Genomic DNA, 13,092 nt, shown 5'->3' with positions numbered 1-13,092 from the left:
GTCAATGCGTCGTAGATAATGACGCGCTACGCCAGTCTCAACGGCTGCATGCGGGATCACCGCCTGAAGCCAATATTGGCCTGGCCCCGCGCGGCACGCGGTAGATCGGAGCCTCGCCCGAATCCGCCGCGACCTCGACCAAGCCGACACCGACATGAGAGCCCGGAGAATCCGGCTCGAATGAGGCGGCGATGACGTTTGCCCCCGATTGCGTCATCGGCACGAAGACAGCCGTCGCTGGTACGTCCAGCCGGCGCGGCCTGAGCTCGACCTTCACCGACTGGTCCGGATTGATGTTCTCGCGGTCGGCTTTCTTCACCGTCCCCTTCTGCTCGACCACGAAGGCCTCGACATCGAGCGAGGCCGGCCCGCCCAATGCGCAGACGGCGATGCCTTTCAGCTTCAGGGCTTCAAGCGCCGGCTGGCCTGAGGTCAGCACGATATAGCCTTCCGGCCGCGGCCGCTTGCCCGTCACGGTGACCTGGCGCGAGTCGCGAAAATCGACTTCAGTCGGCATGTCGGCAGCTGTGTCGGGATTGACCAGCGGAATCGCCATCCTGACGGTGGCAATCCGGTGGCCGACGATGAGCTCGCCCTCGTTCTTCGCCAGTTCGCCGCGCGCGGCCGCGACCGCCTGCAGCACCGCCTTGTCATTGGCAGCGACCGTATCGAGAACCGACCGGGAAATGACGTAATGCGTCGCGATGCGGCGCTCCAGATTCTCGAGCTTGAGGCCGACGCCGCGCGTCTCGATCAGGAAGGAGACCGCACCTGAAAGCCCGAACAGGTTGCGCGCGATTCCGGGCGCATTACCGCCCATCGAGACGACCTTGTCGTCCTTGTTGTAGCCCGTCGTGAAGTACCAGAAGGAGGAGAGCCCCTTTTCGGCCATCGCCTTGTCCATCGCGGGCTTGACCAGTTCGGACGCGAGCTTCGTCGTCGGCTGCGGCACGGCCGGGTTGGTCGCGTAGAGGATCATCGCATCGGCGGCGTTGAGCCCGCCGAATTTCTCGAGCCAGCGATTGGCGACCGAGAATTCATGCACGTCGACGATGACGTCCGGCGGCAGCTCGGCGAGTTTGGCATGCAGCGCCTTTGTCTCCGGCAAGGTCAGCAGCAGATGATCCCGGTTCAGATCAAAGCCATTGGCGCCGGTGCGCTTGTCGGCCGCCGCCCCGTCGGGGTTGGCGCGTGGCACGATCACAACCACCAGCTTGTCGAGCACGACCTTGAGGTCGGTCGTGGCCAGATCATTGGCGAGTGCGAGCATCGCTTCACCACCCGCCGGCTCGTTGCCGTGCTGCTGACCGACGAACCAGACGATCGGCCGCCCCAGCGCCCTGAGCGCCGCCGCATTCCCGGCGCCCTCCTTGGAGAAGATCAGGTAGGGCAGGTCACGCCCCTGCTGCGACTTGCCGAGCGAGCCGAGCACGACCTGGCCCGGCGCCTTGGCGACGAGATCGGCAACGAAGGCATCGAGCTCGGCCTGCGTGGTCAGTCCGGGGGTGCCACGCGTCAGAGATGGTGTCGCGAGCGGGATCGGCACGGGTTTGTAGCGGGCAAGCACGGCCTCGCTCTGCTTGTAGTCGGCGACCTTGCCTTCCTCCTGCGCCAGGGCGGGAGCGGCTCCGAGCAGTGCCATCAGCCCAAGAGCGAAAGCCGTTCTCGTCCTCATCCCAACCTCCAGCGAAATGCCGCATTCACCTGACACCAGGCGGCGACTATGAAACGGCGACGAAGACCGGACAAGCAATCCGCGATTGCTGACGGCCCAGCGGAACGAGGCGACAGATGACCAGCATGGCGGAACGCATCACCAGCAAGCTCGAGTCGGAGCTGGCGCCGGAGCACCTGCGCGTCATCGATGAATCGCATCAGCATCAGGGCCATGGTGGCTGGCGCGAGGACGGCGAGACGCATTTTCGCGTCGAGGTCGTCTCCTCCGCCTTTGCCGGAAAGAGCCGGCTGGAGCGTCATCGCCTGGTCAACGCAGCGCTGGCCCAGGAACTGGCCGATCGGGTGCACGCACTGGCGATCGTCGCCAAGGCACCGGGCGAGGCCTGAGCCGATCAGGCCCTGACCGGGCGCTCCGGTGTGAAGGCGTAGATCGCGCTCGGGACGAGCAGCAGCGCCGCAAAGCCCCAGTGGAGATGGGCAAAGGTCGTCGCGGCATCGAGCCCGGCCTGGCGCTGCTCGGCGATGAACCAGCCCGAGCCGGACTGGATCGCCGCCGCGCCTGCAATGAACAGGAAATTGATGCAGGTCATGCCGCGCCCGATCAGATGCTCGGGGAAGAACAACCGCGCATGCGCCATCAGCACCGCATAGGTGAAGCCCGTCGCGCCGATCAGCGCGAACAGGCCGATGGCCAGCGCCGCGTGCGTGTTCCCCCAGAGCGCCAGGGCGATGAAACAGAGCGCGGTCAGCCCCGTGCCCCACAGGACCAGCGGCTTGCTGCGGCCGAGCCGCTGTTCGAGCCCGCCATAGAGGAAGGCGCCCGCGATCATGGTCAGCGCCATCACGGTCGCGACATGGCCGCTGGCGATCGCATCGTAACCGTGCACGTCGCTCATGAAGGGCGCGATCCAGAGCCCGCGGACCGTCGCGACGATCGCATAGCCGGTGACCGTGATCGGCGCGAGCAGCCAGAGCGGACGGAGCACGAGAATGCTCCGCAGCCCCTTGAGCAGGCCTTCGTGACCGCCTGAAGCCGCCTTGGCTCGGGGTGGATCGCGGACAAGCGCTGCGGCGAACACCGCCGCGGCCAGAAAGCAGCCGGCCATGACCAGCATCGACGGCCGCCAGCCAAAGCGCGCAGCTGCGATCGCCAGCGGCGCGGCGCCGACGAGGTTGCCGATCGAGCCGAGCCCGATGAAGACCGAAGTCAGGAACCCGAAGCGCTTGGGATCCTGCGTGCGCGCGAACAGGAACAGCGCCGACATGAAAATCGGCGAGCAACCAAGCCCGATCATCGCCATGCCGAGCGTGCCGGTGACGGCGTGGGTCGCTGTCGCGAAGAGGAAAGCGCCGGCCGAGCCGATTGCCATCGTCACGGCGACGGTCCGGCGCGGCCCCAACCGGTCGAGCGCCCAGCCGACCGGGAACTGCGCCAGGGCGAAGGTTATGAACCAGGCCGCGCCCAGGAAACCCAGCTCGCGCGGCCCGATCCCCAGATCCGTCATCACCGGGTTGGCGATGACGCTCAGGAAGGACCGGTAGAAGATCGAGAGGATATAGGCCGGCAGCAGCGCCAGGAAGATCGTCACGTCAGACGGTCACTTGATCCGCTCGAGCACCGAGACATAGTTGGCGACCGCAGCCCCACCCATGTTGAAGATACCGCCCAGGCGGGCGTCCTGGACCTGCATGCCTTCGGGCGCCTCGCCGGTGAGCTGCATGGCGCTAAGCACATGCATCGAGACGCCGGTCGCGCCGATCGGGTGGCCCTTGGCCTTCAGGCCGCCGGAAACGTTCACCGGCAGCTTGCCGTCCTTCTGCGTCCAGCCTTCCTTGATGGCGCGGGCACCCTCGCCTTCCTTGGTCAGGCCCATCGCCTCGTATTCGATCAGTTCGGCGACGGTGAAGCAGTCATGCGTCTCGACGAAGGAGAGATCGTCCAGCGAGACGCCGGCATCGCCGAGCGCCTTCCTCCAGGCTTCCGCGCAGCCGTCGAACTTGAGGATGTCGCGCTTCGACATCGGCAGGAAGTCCTGGACATGGGCCAAGCCGCGGAAGCCGACAGCGCGGCGCATTTCCATCGCAGTCGCCTGATCGGCCAGCACGAGCGCGGCAGCGCCGTCCGAGACCAGGGAACAATCGGTGCGCTTCAGCGGCCCGGCGACATAGGGATTCTTCTCGCTCTCCTCGCGGCAGAAAGCGAAGCCGAGATCCTTGCGCATCTGCGCATAGGGGTTCGCGACGCCATTCTTGTGGTTCTTGGCCGCGATCATCGCGAGCGCATCCGACTGATCGCCATGGCGCTGGAAATAGGCGGCGGCAATCTTGCCGAATACACCGGCGAAGCCACCGGGTGTCTCGCCATCTTCCGGCAGATAGGAAGCCTTGAGCAGGAATTTGCCGATATCGGCCGAGGGCGTCTTGGTCATCTGTTCGACGCCGACGACGAGCACGATCTTGGCGTCGCCGGCCTTGATGGCGCGCACGCCCTGGTGCACCGCGGCCGAGCCGGTGGCGCAGGCATTCTCGACCCGCGTCGTCGGCTTGAAGCGCAGCGCCGGGTCCGCCTGCAACACGAGCGAGGCGGTGAAATCCTGGGCAGAGAAGCCAGCATTGTAGTGGCCGAGAACGATCTCATCGACCTGTTCGGCGGTAATGCCCGCATCGACCAGCGCGTCGGTCGCCACGCGGACGATCAGGCTCTCGATGGTTTCGGCATCCTGCTTGCCGAACGGCGTGTGGGCCCAGCCGACGATTGCAGCGCTCATGACGACCTCTCAGAGTAATGTGCAGTTACACTTATCTGCGCCCGAGCACGGTATCGTTCAAGCCGGAAACAGCGCAATCCGGCCGTGCGCAGAAAGGGGGACTGACCGCGAAGCCCGCTCAGAACGATATAGTGTGTTGCCATTCGCGAGGGGAGATGATGAGCGAACTGTGGAGCGCGTTTCTGGCCAACCCGTTCTGGGTCACACTCGCGCTGATTCTTCTGACCGCGATCCTCGCGTTGGCGATGGCCTGCGCCGAGGTGATCGACCGCGCTTGGAAGCGCGCAATCGGCGTAGATCAGGACTGAAATGAGTTAGCTCCGTTCACGCATCGCGCGTCTGGGAGACAAAGGCACGACGGACATCACACTCGGCGCAACGACGCTTACGAGTGGGCCGTGCGTCGGCGGGCTGGGAGTTTCGTCACTCTCGCGGGGTGGAGCAAGCTCTCGCCTCCACTGCTGTCTGGCCGCTCACATTTTTTCGCCGGGCAGTTGGCTGGCTTGTTTCGCCCAGGCAGCGAACTGCGCCTCATTGAGCTCGCCCTCATGAATGTCGAGATAGCGTACGTCCTTCTGCTTGGACGCACCGGGCGGAACAGGAAGCAGCGACGCGCCGCGGAAGAACGCCACTTTCACGTATTTCGTCATGCAATGAAAGCTGAGGAACCAGCCTTGGTCCTGGTCCTCGACTCCGTAGAAGGGTGAATTCCATTTGACCGCCTTGCGCACGCCGGGGACGGTGCGTTCGATGATGGCATCGAGGCGGCGTCCGACATCGCTTTTCCAGCCCGGCATGGCCGCGATATAGGCCTGCACGGGCGCATCACCATAGCCCTTGGCAATCTGGGGATTGCCACCCGAGAGGAGGACGACTTCGCCCGACGGCGCCTTCAGCGCCGATTTACGCGGCCTGGCCCCCTTCTCGGCAACCCGCGCGGCCGTCTCGTTCTCTGTAACCTGCGCCGGCTTCTTGGACATCCCAGCCATCACTGCTGTCCGGCGGCGCGTCGCCCGCCGCCCGATTTGGCGGCATAGGGCAGCACGAACATGTAGAGCCCGGTGGGCAGGAGCACGAAGAGCGGGAACAGCGGCAAGAAATACACCCACTCGGCAGGTTGTTTCCCAAGACCCAAGGCGATGAAGATGGCGATGACGACCACAGTAAAGATGATCGACATCCAGCGGTGGATTTGCCGAATCCAATCGTTCCAATTCATTGGAACCTCCTCTGAAGGCATGGTGCAGCGGATCGGGCGACGCGGACTTCAGTCCGTCCGCGCCATGACCTCTTCCAGATTTCCAAGGAATCTCTGCCAGCCAGCCATCGCTCCCCGGTAATACGGCTGCTGGTCCGGCCTGAACCCCGCCTGCTCCATACGCAGAAAGGTCCCGGTGCTCGTCGGGATGAGCGTCCAGGTCACGACACTCTCGAGATCCTTGGTATTCCACGTGTAGGTCAGCGTCTTGTTCGGCTCGATCGCCTGTACTTGACAGTCGACGACGCCCCAGTCCGCACTGAGATTGAACCGGTGGCCCACATCTGGCTTGAAGTTGTTCTTCATCAGCCACTCCTCGATGAGATGCGGTTGCGTGAGAGCGCGCCAGAGCTTTTCCGGCGGATGGGCTATTTCACGCTCGACAACGACCGAGAGCGTTTCGATCGACGTTTCATTCATTGATCCATCCTCTTCAGCAGGTCTTCGAGGTCATCGAATTTACGTTGCCAGAACCCCGTCATTTGGTTCGTCCAGTCGATCAGCGGGCTCAGGGCGCCGATTTGCGCGCTATAATGCGTCTGACGCCCTTGATGGCGATCCCGCACCAACCCGGCCTGTTTCAGAATGCCGAGATGCTTTGAGACGGCCGGTTGCGAGATCCCGGCTTGAGCCGTCAAGGCCCCGACCGTCTGCTCACCTTCTCGACACAGCCGTTCGAAAATGCCCCGCCGCGTCGGATCGGCGAGCGTTCTGAAGAGCGCGTCGTGAGTGTTCAGCATCGAGACCCATAACTCATTGGCTATTGATCGAACTCATAACTACAGAGCTATGCGTTGGTCAAGCGAGTCGCTCTGGAAGCGCCACGAGTTTGGTCGCAAGAACCACTGGGCGTGTCGCGCGGAGAGGCAGCTTCGCCGCCATTCGGTGGCTGTTCATCGATCAGCCACCGAATGGCGGCGCTGGATCGAACCTGTCGGGCATCCAATGATCGGCCTCGTCCGGAAAGCGGTCGCCACGAGGCGTGGAGCGGGGGCGGCTCCCGCTAGATCGCCAGCATCAGGAGCAGGCCGACACCGAAGACGATCATTGCCATTCCCAAAAGTTCGCGCCGCGTCGTGCCTTCCGAGAACATCTTGCGCGAGGCGATCTGAGCCAGAGGCACCTCGATCAGCGCCAGGGTCCGGACGTTGGCCGCTGTCGTCAGCGAGAAGCCGATGAACCAGAACTGCGATGCCGCCGCCCCAAGGAAACCCGCCGTCAGCGACCGGCGCCAGTTCTTCAGGCTCAGGACCAGCGCCTTGCGGTTGGCGATCAGCATGTAGAGCGTCAGGATCAGCGTCTGCAGGCCCAGCCCCAGGGCCAGGGTCGTCGTCGCCCGGATCAGGAAGTCGCCATCCGGCAGAGACTGGATCGCGCCGCGATAGCCGATGGCCGACAGTGCGAAGCAGGCGCCTGAACCGATACCGAGCAGCGCTGGGCGCAGGCCCGCCCGGCTCAGCTTCTCGCCCGGCTTCCAGGAAACCAGGACGACGCCAGCCGTTGCGATCACGATTGCAGCGAATTTCGCCGGGCTCAGCGCATCACCGAGCAGCAGCGCTCCGAAGATCGCCACCTGGACCGGCTCCGTCTTGGTATAGGCGGTGGTCACGGCGAAGGAGCGCTCTCGCATCGCTGCCAACATCAGGGCCGTGGCCGCGATCTGGGTCAGCGCGCCCCAACTGGTGATGCCGAGCGTGGCAAGGCTGATCTGCGGCGGCAGCCGCCCCAGGCCGAGACAGACGAGAAGCAGAAATAGCAGCGCGAAGGGTAGGCCGAACAGGAAGCGCACCTGCGTCGCGCCGACGACGCCGATCACCTCCGTCAGCGAGCGCTGGGTGAGGTTTCGCGCCGTCTGCAGCAGCGAGGCGACGATCGTGGCCGGGATCCAGAAGAGGGTAAAGCTCACGCGGGCATCCGGGGCTGAAAATGTGACCAAGGCTTTACGGCCGCCCGACATGACTAGGCAAATCGCTCCGCTGGGGGTAGGTATGCATCCATGGGCGGGCCGATCGGCCGCTCCGTCTCGAAAATGCCGCACGCGTCGCGTTGAACCCTGCGCCTTCAACCCTCGTCCAGACAGGTTCAAGACCCGCCCGATGAACGTTCCCCGTCTCGCTGTCCTCGCCCTTGCCCTGTCCGTCAGCGCTCCGGCCCTCGCCGGCACGAGTCTGGTAGTCGATGCGTCCAGCGGCGCCGTTCTCTCCAGCGAGAATGCCAGCCAGGCCTGGCATCCGGCCTCGACCACGAAGATGATGACGGCCTATCTCGCGCTCAAGGCGGTGCGGGCCGGCAAGCTCGGGCTTGAAACGGCGATCCCCGCCTCGAAGCGGGCCGCGAGCCAGCCGCGCGTCAAAGTCTATATCCGTGCCGGGCAGGAGGTCACGCTCGACAACGCCCTGCGCATCATGATGGTGAAATCGGCCAACGACATCGCCTATGTCATTGCCGAGGGCGTCGGCGGCGATGTCGAGACGTTCGTCGGAATGATGAACGCTGAAGCCCAGCGGCTCGGCATGAATGACACGGTCTTCACCAACCCGAACGGCTGGCATGATCCGAACCAGCAGGTCAGCGCCCGCGATCTCGCGGTTCTCGCCATGGCGCTGATGCGCGAATTCCCGGACTATTCCGATTACTGGAACACCGGCTCGGTTCAACTCGGCAAGCAGGTCCTGCAGAACACCAACGGCCTCGTCGGACGCTATTCCGGCATCTCCGGCATGAAGACCGGATTCGTCTGCGCCTCGGGCTTCAACGTCGTGGCGACGGCGACGCGCGGTGGTCGCACGCTGATCGCCGTCGTGCTGGGTGCGGTGTCCGCCTCCGAACGCACCGTCAAGGCGGCGCAGTTGCTCGATGACGGCTTCTCGAAATGGGGCGGCTCCGGTTACACCATCGCCAGCCTGCCTTCCGGCAATGGCGGACGCGCCTACAACATCTGTGACGAGGTTCGTCGCAGAGGCGGCGGCGTGGCTTTGGCGGACGATTCCGATGTGTCCGGCCCCATCACAGCCGGTGCCGCATCCGGCAGCAGCAACGACAATGCCATGAGCGAACGCTTCGGCGGCCCCCAGCCGCAGGCTCGCGCCACAGGCGCCTTGCTGATGCGCACGCCCTCCGGCCGGATTACGCTTGGGCCGCGCGCGCCGATGACACCGGTACAGGTTTCCTTCGGCCGCACGCCGGGCTCTGCTTCCGCCCCGCTCGCCGCCAACGCCACGGCGCGGCCAGACACGCAGTTCGCTCGCGGAGCCCCCCCGGTCATTATGCCGGGAGCCCCGGTTTCCGCCGGTGTAGCAGCTGGCCCTGCGACACGCACCGCTTCGAGCAATGGCGCCATTCCACGCGGGACGACTGCCTTCGCTCCGAGCAGCGAGGAGGTCCAGCTTCCGTCGAATGCCTTCCAGAGCGGCCCCTTGAAGCTGCAGGGCGCGATCCGGCCCGGCGCGGCTGCCGCGTCCAGCCTGCGCCCAGGCTCGGCCGCAGGCATCAAACAGGTGGCCCGCCCGCCGGCAAGGCCGACACCGGCCAAGCCCGACGCGGCGGCGAAGGCCAAGCCGGAAGCGGCATCGAAGGCCAAGACCAAACCGGGCCAGAGCGAGCCCAAGCCTCAGCCCGCCCGCACGGGCGCGGTCAAGCCCCCCGTCAAGCCGAAGGCCAAAGTGAACGACGACGCCTGAGTCCTGGAGGGTGCGCGCAGAGGCCGCCCGCACCGCCAGTCGACAAGGCATCGCCCTGGCGCTTGCCTCGGCTGCCGCCTATGGCAGCAACATCGTCTCGGCCCAGCTCGCAGGCCAGGCCGGCCTGAGCGGGCCGTTGCTGGTCTTCTACCGGGTTTTCATCATGCTGGCGCTGGTGGCCGGTGCCGCCTGGCTCCTGCGCGCGAGCTTCCGGGTCCCGCGCGACCAATACCGGGCGCTGCTTGCCTTCGGCCTGACCAGCGCTCTCGTCGGCTCGGCCTATTTGTCATCGGTCGCCTTCCTGCCCGTGACCGTTGCCGCCGTCATTTTCTACACCTACCCGGTCATCATCGTCCTCGCCGAGCCGCTGCTGACGCCTGCGCGTTTCGGCCTTGACCGGCTTGCCGTGGCGCTCGCCGCCTTTCTCGGCGTCGGCATGGTCGTCGGACCCGATCTGCATGGCCTCGATCCGCGCGGGCTTGCGCTCGCGCTCGCGGCCAGCCTCGCGGCGGCGGCGCAGTTCTTCGCAGGCTCGGCCTGCGCCGCGACGCCGCTCGCGCCAAAGCTGTTCTGGTCGCATCTGCTCATCCTGCCGGTGACGGCGGGCATCCTCGCCTTCGTCGGTGGCTTTGCGCCTCCGAGCGCGCTGGCCTTGGCACCGCTGGCCGTCGCCATCACCATTGGCGGCTATCTCGTCGGCTTCCTGTTCCAGGTGATGGCATTGGCCCGCGTCGCGCCCGGCCCCGCTGCCCTCACCTTTTGTGCCGAGCCGGTCTTTGCCGTCGGGATCGCGGCTGTGATGCTCGGCGAGCGGGTCGGGACGCTGCAATATGCTGGTGGCGCCCTTGTCGTCGTCGCGATCATGGCTAATGTAATATTGGAACAAAATCGGGCGCGACGCGTGCCCGCCCTCAGCCTTGATCGATGATGCCCGACATGACCGGTAGCGACCAGAGACCCATCCCGATCCCGCTGACCTTGCTCACCGGTTTCCTTGGAGCCGGCAAGACGACCCTGCTCAACCGGCTGCTCAAGGATCCTGCGCTGGCCGATACCCTCGTGATCGTCAACGAGTTCGGCGAGATCGGGCTCGACCATCTGATGATCGAGGGTGTCGAGGAGAACATGGTTCTGCTCGCCTCCGGCTGCCTCTGCTGCACCATTCGCGACGACCTCATCGTCACGCTGGAAGACCTCTTGCGCCGCCGCGACAACCATCGCATCGCGCCGTTCAGGCGCGTGGTGATCGAGACCACCGGCCTAGCCGACCCGGCGCCGATCCTCAACGTGCTGATCAACCACCCCTATCTCGCCATGCGCTTCAAGCTCGACGGTGTCGTCACGCTGGTCGATGCCGTCAACGGCATGTCAACGCTCGACGCCCATGAGGAAGCGCGCAAGCAGGTCGTCGCAGCCGACCGGATCGTGCTGACCAAGGCGGATCTGGTCGCCGATGGCCAGGCGGTCGAGATGCTGCGCCGGCGACTGCTGGCGCTCAATCCCGGGATCAGCCTTCTCGCGCCGGATGCTCCGGCTGGGGACCTGATCAGCGCTGGCCTCTACGACCTTGCCGACAGGCCGCAGGCTCTGCGGGACTGGCTTGCCCTCGAGGCTCTGGCGAGCGACTCGGGCAGCGATCACGATCACGGTCATCATGCCCGCGGGCACGCGCATGACCACCACCATCATGATGTGAACCGGCATGACGAGAGCATCCGCGCCTTCTCGCTCTCAGCCGAAGCTCCGATCAACCTGGCGACCTTCGAGCTGTTCTGGACCTTGCTGCGCTCGACCCACGGGGCGAAGCTCCTGCGGCTGAAAGGGCTCGTCGCCCTAGCCGAACACCCCGGCCAGCCGCTGCTGGTCCATGCGGTCCAGCAGATCCTGCATCCCCCGATCGTGCTCGGCGGCTGGCCCGATGCGGACCGGCGCTCGCGCCTTGTCCTCATCGTCAAGGACCTCGACGAGGCGATGGTGCAGCGCCTCTGGGCCGCCTTCCTCGGGCAGGCTTCGGCGGCGCTCACGCCTCCGCGCGCAACAGCCGCCGGATGATCTTCCCCGTCGTCGTCAGCGGCAATTCCTCGCGAAAGGCGATCTCGCGCGGATATTCATGCGCCGAGAGTCGTTCGCGCACGAAGCGCTGAAGTTCGCTAGCCAGATCCTGCGAAGGCACGAAACCCGCATTCGGTACGACGAAGGCCTTGACGATCTCGGTCCGGAGTTCGTCCGGCTTGCCGACGACTGCCGCCAGCGAAACCGCCGGGTGCTTCAGCAGGCAGTCCTCGATCTCTCCCGGCCCGATTCGATACCCCGATGAGGTGATGACGTCGTCGTCGCGGCCGACGAAACGGACATAGCCATCGACATCCCGCACCGCCTGGTCGCCGGTGGTCATCCAGTCGCCGATGAACTTGTCGACCGTCGCCTCCGGCCGGCGCCAATAGCCGAGGAACATCACCGGGTTCGGCCGCCGGATGGCGATCTGTCCTTCCTCGTTCGGCGCGCATTCCGAGCCGTCCGGCCGGATGATCGCGACCTCGTGGCCGGGCGTCGCCTTGCCGATGAAGCCCGGTCGGCTGACACCGATCGCCGCGCAGGACGACAGCACGAGATTGCACTCGGTCTGACCGTAGGCCTCGTTGATCGTCAGCCCCAGCGCCTCACGCCCCCAGTTCAGCGTCTCGGCTCCAAGCGCTTCGCCCGCTGCCGCGATCGTGCGCAGTTTCAGGTCAAAGCGGTCGCGCGGCTTGCCGACACTGCGCAGCATCCGAAGCGCTGTCGGCGGGATGAAGGCATTGCGGATGCCGAGATCGGCCATCAGCCGGAAGGCTTCTTCGGGATCGAAGCGGGTATGCGGGCGCGCCACGACCGGGACGCCGAAATGCAGCGCCGGCAGCAGCATGTTGAGCAGACCACCGGCCCAGGCCCAGTCGGCAGGCGTCCAGGCGAGGTCGCCGGGCATCGGCAGGAACTCGTGCACCATTTGCACGCCGGGCAGATGCCCCGGCAGAACCCTGTGACCGTGCAGCGCGCCCTTTGGGTTGCCCGTGGTGCCGGAGGTATAGATCATCAGGGCCGGATCATCGGACCCCGTGTCCGCGACCGAAAAATCCTCGCTCGCTTCCGCCAGCAGCCGCCCCCAGTCCTCCGCGCCCGCCCCAGTGCCATCCGTGGACACCATCAGGTCGAGATCGGGCAAGGGCTCCGCGATCTGCCGAACCTTCATCATGCCGGCGGCATTGGTGATGAGCGCACTCGCGCCGGAATCCCGTAGGCGATAGGCCAGCGCATCGACACCGAAGAGCGCCGCCAGCGGCACTGCGATGGCCCCCAACTTGTAAGCGGCGAGATGGGCGGTGAGCACGGCCTCGCCCTGCGGGAGCAGGATCGCGATCCGGTCTCCGACGCCCACGCCGCGCGCCGACAGCGCAGTCGCCAGTCGATTCGACTGCGCTCGCAGGCGGCCGAAGCTGACTGGCGTTACCGTCCAGTCAGGGGAGACTTCGAGAATGGCGGGACGGTCGGGCGCCAGCGCGGCCCAGCGATCGCAGACATCGACGGCAATGTTGTAGCGCTCGGGAATCCGCCACTGGAAGGTCTCGCGCAGGCGGCCGTAATCGCGCAAATCGGGAAGCATGGATCGTGGGGGTCCGGCGTTGATGGCGCGGCACGATAGGCAGCGCGCGCCACGCTGTCACCTTGGCGCTGG

The 13,092-nt window shown here is 65.7% G+C and carries 14 protein-coding genes; 5 read left to right on the top strand and 9 right to left on the bottom strand.

The features are described from left to right. Nucleotides 1-37: 37 nt before the first annotated feature. The gene (locus FG93_RS11295; RefSeq protein ID WP_081881461.1) at nucleotides 38-1,675 is read right to left on the bottom strand and encodes a M14 family metallocarboxypeptidase; all 1,638 of its coding nucleotides are present in this window, start codon (nucleotides 1,673-1,675) and stop codon (nucleotides 38-40) included. Between the two features lie 116 nt (nucleotides 1,676-1,791). On the opposite strand from FG93_RS11295, the gene FG93_RS11290 reads away from it, so the two are divergent. Next, nucleotides 1,792-2,064: a BolA family transcriptional regulator gene (locus FG93_RS11290; RefSeq protein WP_043234509.1), complete on the top strand. Its 273-nt coding sequence runs from the start codon at nucleotides 1,792-1,794 to the stop codon at nucleotides 2,062-2,064. A 5-nt stretch (nucleotides 2,065-2,069) separates the two neighbouring features. Here the strand turns inward: FG93_RS11290 and FG93_RS11285 are convergent, their stop codons facing one another. After that, nucleotides 2,070-3,266, bottom strand: a complete 1,197-nt coding sequence (locus FG93_RS11285; protein WP_043234507.1) for an MFS transporter — start codon at nucleotides 3,264-3,266, stop codon at nucleotides 2,070-2,072. 9 nt (nucleotides 3,267-3,275) lie between these two features. Then, nucleotides 3,276-4,445, bottom strand: coding sequence for an acetyl-CoA acetyltransferase (locus FG93_RS11280; protein ID WP_043234505.1), 1,170 nt, complete (start codon nucleotides 4,443-4,445; stop codon nucleotides 3,276-3,278). Nucleotides 4,446-4,600: 155 nt separating this feature from the next. Here FG93_RS11280 and FG93_RS32860 point away from each other — a divergent pair, with 155 nt between their 5' ends. Then, nucleotides 4,601-4,753, top strand: a complete 153-nt coding sequence (locus FG93_RS32860; RefSeq protein WP_161783808.1) for a hypothetical protein — start codon at nucleotides 4,601-4,603, stop codon at nucleotides 4,751-4,753. Nucleotides 4,754-4,918: 165 nt separating this feature from the next. Here FG93_RS32860 and FG93_RS11275 read toward each other — a convergent pair whose 3' ends face one another. From FG93_RS11275 to FG93_RS11255, 5 genes are all read right to left on the bottom strand, one after another. After that, nucleotides 4,919-5,434, bottom strand: a complete 516-nt coding sequence (locus FG93_RS11275) for a DUF1801 domain-containing protein (RefSeq protein ID WP_043234503.1) — start codon at nucleotides 5,432-5,434, stop codon at nucleotides 4,919-4,921. Then, nucleotides 5,434-5,664, bottom strand: a complete 231-nt coding sequence (locus tag FG93_RS11270) for a hypothetical protein (RefSeq protein WP_043234501.1) — start codon at nucleotides 5,662-5,664, stop codon at nucleotides 5,434-5,436. Before FG93_RS11270 ends, FG93_RS11275 begins: the two co-directional genes overlap by 1 nt. Before the next feature lie 48 nt (nucleotides 5,665-5,712). After that, nucleotides 5,713-6,123, bottom strand: coding sequence for an SRPBCC domain-containing protein (locus FG93_RS11265; protein WP_043234499.1), 411 nt, complete (start codon nucleotides 6,121-6,123; stop codon nucleotides 5,713-5,715). Next, nucleotides 6,120-6,443, bottom strand: coding sequence for a helix-turn-helix transcriptional regulator (locus FG93_RS11260; protein WP_043234497.1), 324 nt, complete (start codon nucleotides 6,441-6,443; stop codon nucleotides 6,120-6,122). Before FG93_RS11260 ends, FG93_RS11265 begins: the two co-directional genes overlap by 4 nt. A 263-nt stretch (nucleotides 6,444-6,706) precedes the next feature. Beyond that, nucleotides 6,707-7,609, bottom strand: coding sequence for an EamA family transporter (locus FG93_RS11255; protein WP_043234570.1), 903 nt, complete (start codon nucleotides 7,607-7,609; stop codon nucleotides 6,707-6,709). A 190-nt stretch (nucleotides 7,610-7,799) separates the two neighbouring features. Between FG93_RS11255 and FG93_RS11250 the strand changes: the two genes are divergently transcribed. The 3 genes from FG93_RS11250 to FG93_RS11240 are packed head-to-tail and all read left to right on the top strand — an operon-like array spanning nucleotide 7,800 to nucleotide 11,435. Then, complete coding sequence (locus tag FG93_RS11250; protein WP_052513631.1) at nucleotides 7,800-9,383, top strand: D-alanyl-D-alanine carboxypeptidase family protein; 1,584 nt, start codon at nucleotides 7,800-7,802, stop codon at nucleotides 9,381-9,383. 10 nt (nucleotides 9,384-9,393) lie between these two features. Next, nucleotides 9,394-10,311, top strand: coding sequence for a DMT family transporter (locus FG93_RS11245; RefSeq protein WP_043234495.1), 918 nt, complete (start codon nucleotides 9,394-9,396; stop codon nucleotides 10,309-10,311). Between the two features lie 8 nt (nucleotides 10,312-10,319). Further along, on the top strand, nucleotides 10,320-11,435 hold the full coding sequence (locus FG93_RS11240; protein ID WP_152579393.1) for a GTP-binding protein: 1,116 nt from the start codon (nucleotides 10,320-10,322) through the stop codon (nucleotides 11,433-11,435). On the opposite strand, the gene FG93_RS11235 is transcribed toward FG93_RS11240, so the two are convergent. Then, entirely contained in the window at nucleotides 11,404-13,020 is a 1,617-nt protein-coding gene (locus tag FG93_RS11235; protein WP_043234494.1) for an AMP-binding protein, read from the bottom strand. The two genes, FG93_RS11240 and FG93_RS11235, sit on opposite strands and share 32 nt — an antisense overlap. Nucleotides 13,021-13,092: the final 72 nt, after the last annotated feature.

Origin of the sequence: Allobosea sp. LC85, assembly GCF_000735605.1 — a bacterium.
In the GTDB taxonomy this organism is placed as follows: domain Bacteria; phylum Pseudomonadota; class Alphaproteobacteria; order Rhizobiales; family Beijerinckiaceae; genus Allobosea.
Note: the sequence above shows the minus strand (reverse complement) of the source record. Positions and strands in the feature narration are given on the sequence as shown.

What these genes read in the sequence shown, in the direction of transcription:
- FG93_RS11250 (WP_052513631.1), top strand. Translation starts at nt 7,800, where the DNA reads ATGAACGTTCCCCGTCTCGCTGTCCTCGCCCTTGCCCTGTCCGTCAGC.
- FG93_RS11265 (WP_043234499.1), bottom strand. Translation starts at nt 6,123, where the DNA reads ATGAATGAAACGTCGATCGAAACGCTCTCGGTCGTTGTCGAGCGTGAA.
- FG93_RS11295 (WP_081881461.1), bottom strand. Translation starts at nt 1,675, where the DNA reads ATGAGGACGAGAACGGCTTTCGCTCTTGGGCTGATGGCACTGCTCGGA.
- FG93_RS11240 (WP_152579393.1), top strand. Translation starts at nt 10,320, where the DNA reads ATGACCGGTAGCGACCAGAGACCCATCCCGATCCCGCTGACCTTGCTC.
- FG93_RS11235 (WP_043234494.1), bottom strand. Translation starts at nt 13,020, where the DNA reads ATGCTTCCCGATTTGCGCGATTACGGCCGCCTGCGCGAGACCTTCCAG.
- FG93_RS11280 (WP_043234505.1), bottom strand. Translation starts at nt 4,445, where the DNA reads ATGAGCGCTGCAATCGTCGGCTGGGCCCACACGCCGTTCGGCAAGCAG.
- FG93_RS32860 (WP_161783808.1), top strand. Translation starts at nt 4,601, where the DNA reads ATGATGAGCGAACTGTGGAGCGCGTTTCTGGCCAACCCGTTCTGGGTC.
- FG93_RS11290 (WP_043234509.1), top strand. Translation starts at nt 1,792, where the DNA reads ATGACCAGCATGGCGGAACGCATCACCAGCAAGCTCGAGTCGGAGCTG.
- FG93_RS11270 (WP_043234501.1), bottom strand. Translation starts at nt 5,664, where the DNA reads ATGAATTGGAACGATTGGATTCGGCAAATCCACCGCTGGATGTCGATC.
- FG93_RS11275 (WP_043234503.1), bottom strand. Translation starts at nt 5,434, where the DNA reads ATGGCTGGGATGTCCAAGAAGCCGGCGCAGGTTACAGAGAACGAGACG.
- FG93_RS11260 (WP_043234497.1), bottom strand. Translation starts at nt 6,443, where the DNA reads ATGCTGAACACTCACGACGCGCTCTTCAGAACGCTCGCCGATCCGACG.